Raw genomic sequence first — 2950 nt, forward strand, 5'->3', positions numbered from 1 at the left:
GGTAAAAGCTGCTCCTGCGTAAGCAAAACAGTGACGTGAGCGTCATCCATCATGTATGCCAGACGTTCTTTCGGGTAGTCCGAATCGAGCGGTACATAAGCCCCACCAGCTTTGAGAATCCCGAGCACCCCGATCAGCATTTCGAGAGAACGCTTTACGCAGATACCGACGAGTGAACCCGAGCGAACGCCTTGCTTTTGCAGGTAGTTGGCTACTTGGTTGGCTCGTGTCTCTAACTGGGAGTAGGTAAGTGTCTGATCTCCCGATACGACTGCAATGCGATTCGGATAAAGCATCGCGGTCTGCTGGAACAATTGATCCACGCGTTGATCCCGTGGGTAAGCCGTCGTGGTGTCGTTCCATTCCACCAGCAGCTGCTCGCGTTCTGCCTGAGGCAAAAACGGCAATTGGCTAATGGTCTGCTCCGGCATTTGAGCGATGGCTTCGAGTAAGTGATGGAAGTGCTGTGACATTCTCACAATTGTCGTTTCATCAAACAGCGCTGTGTTGTACTCAAACGTTGCGATTAATCCGTTTTGTCTTTCTGCCATGGTCAACGTCAGGTCGAACTTGGCCGTGACGAGGTGTTTGTCCATGTCGAATTCCGATACGCGAATACCAGCCTGTTCGTCTAAATCTAGCTGGAAGTTTTGGAGGACAAACATCACTTGGAACAGCGGTGAGTAGCTGAGACTACGCTCTAGCGCCAGTTCATCGACCAATTTTTCAAACGGAAGGTCCTGATGGGCATAGGCTTCCAGCGCCGTCTCCTTCACTCTTGCCAGCAAGTCGCGGAATGTCGGTTCCCCCGACATGTCCGTACGGAGCACCAATGTATTAATGAAGAAACCGATGAGCGACTCGGTCTCCTCCCGATTTCGTCCTGCAACCGGGCTTCCGACGAGGATGTCTTCCTGTCCACTGTAGCGGTAGAGCAAAGTTTGGAAGCCAGCCAGCAAGGTCATGAACAGCGTCGATCCTTCTTCACGGCTGAGCTTACTCAATTTTGCTAACAGTTCAGCTGGAAGCGTAAAGGTATACATCGCGCCAGCATGGCTTTGAACGGATGGACGCGGACGATCTGTCGGCAAAGCCAATAGTGGTTCCGCATCGACTAGCTTTTCTTTCCAGTACGCTAGCTGTTGCGTAAGCACATCTTCTTCCATCCACTTCCGTTGCCATACAGCGTAATCGGCGTACTGTAATGTCAAATCGGCCAATACAGGTTCTTTGCCGTGAACAAATGCTTCGTACAGTGCTCTCATTTCTTTGATGAAAATACCAATAGACCAGCCATCAAAAATAATATGGTGCATGTTAAATAAGAAGACGGCCTCTTGTTCGCTTATGCGAATCAAGGTGGTACGGAACAGCGGACCTTCGCTCAGGTTGAATGGCGTAGCTGCCTCGATTCCTGCCAGACGCTGTGTTTCTGCTTCGCTCTCGTCCGCTGGTAGCTCCCGCAAGTCGACTACACGGATCGACTGCTCTTGGTAAGGGTGAATGATTTGCACGGCTTGCCCATCCACGTGGTCAAAGGTTGTCCGCAAGCTTTCGTGGCGCTGGATCAGGACCTGCAAGCTCTTGTTCCACGCCTCGATATCGAGATCCCCATGCAATCGCATCGCGGACGGGATGTTGTACAAGGCGCTTTCTGGCATCAAACGATCCAGGAACCACAGGCGCTGCTGCGCAAAGGACAAAGGCAGATGACCTTCCCGCGAAACAGGTAGGATCGAAGTCCCTGATGTGTCTTGCCAAAAGCTTCCGAGTGCTTCGGACAGCTCTGCAATGGTTGGGTTTTCGAAAAGAGTCCGGATCGGTACTTCTCCTGCAAACGTGTCACGAAGACGGGAAATGACCCGTGTCGCTAAGAGAGAATGTCCGCCAAGCTCGAAGAAGTTGTCATGAATCCCGACCTTTTCGATACCGAGCACTTGCGACCAGATTGTGGCGACCAGCTCCTCCGTTTGGTTGCGTGGCGCTACATACTCTTGGGTAGAAGCCATCTGCCCCCACTCGGGCTCTGGCAGCTGCTTCCGGTCGATCTTGCCATTCGGTGTGAGCGGCATAGCGTCCAGCCAGACAAAGACAGATGGAACCATGAACTCCGGCAGTTTTGCTTTTGCCCAGACCGCTATGTCAGTGCCCTCTCCCCTACTTACCTCTTTTGTCGTCACATACGCCGCCAGACGTTTATCACCCAGCTTGTCTTCTCTTGCCATCACCACGGCTTCCTTCACAGTCGGATGGGTGCGAAGGACAGCCTCTAACTCTCCCAACTCGATCCGGTAGCCGCGAATCTTCACCTGATGGTCAATCCGTCCCAAATACTCGATTTGTCCATCCGGGAGATAACGGACCAAGTCGCCGGTGCTGTACATCCGTGCATGCGGGTCAGCGTGGAATGGATTGGACAAGAACCGTTCTGCTGTCAGTTCTGGGCGATTTAGGTACCCACGCGCCAATCCTTCCCCGCCAAGATACAGTTCTCCAGGTAAGCCCAACGGCACAGGCTGCAGGTTGGCATCGAGGATATACGCTTGTGTGTTGGACAAAGGACGGCCAATCGTCGGTTCTGACGTGGCGCCTTTGGTGACCTGTACATACGTGGAGTACGTCGTATCTTCAGACGGACCATAGAGATTGAAGACTTTTTCCACATGCTCCAATGCGTATAGACTTTGTGCCAAGGTGTTTGGCAGTGGCTCTCCAGCCAGGTTGACCACTCGTACCGTCGACGGGATCGCGTTCATCCGCACCAGTTCTTTGGCCGCAGATGGAACGGTATTAATCAATGTCACTTCGTTGACTGCTGGCAGGCTCGGCAAATGCAAGGCGTTGTCAGCCAGGATAACCTTCCCGCCGTAGCTTACGGTCACGAATATTTCATAGACAGACAGATCGAAGCAGATAGAAGTGGAGGCGAGCACCCCACTCATTTCTTCAG

The 2950-nt window shown here is 52.6% G+C and carries 1 protein-coding gene; it reads right to left on the bottom strand.

Annotated features, from left to right (window positions below):
- Positions 1-2950, bottom strand: a 2950-nt coding sequence (locus tag C7R91_RS28995) for a condensation domain-containing protein (protein ID WP_146142151.1), incomplete at both ends; no start/stop codon positions are given.

Source organism: Brevibacillus formosus (genome assembly GCF_003013405.1).
In the GTDB taxonomy this organism is placed as follows: Bacteria; Bacillota; Bacilli; order Brevibacillales; family Brevibacillaceae; genus Brevibacillus; species Brevibacillus formosus.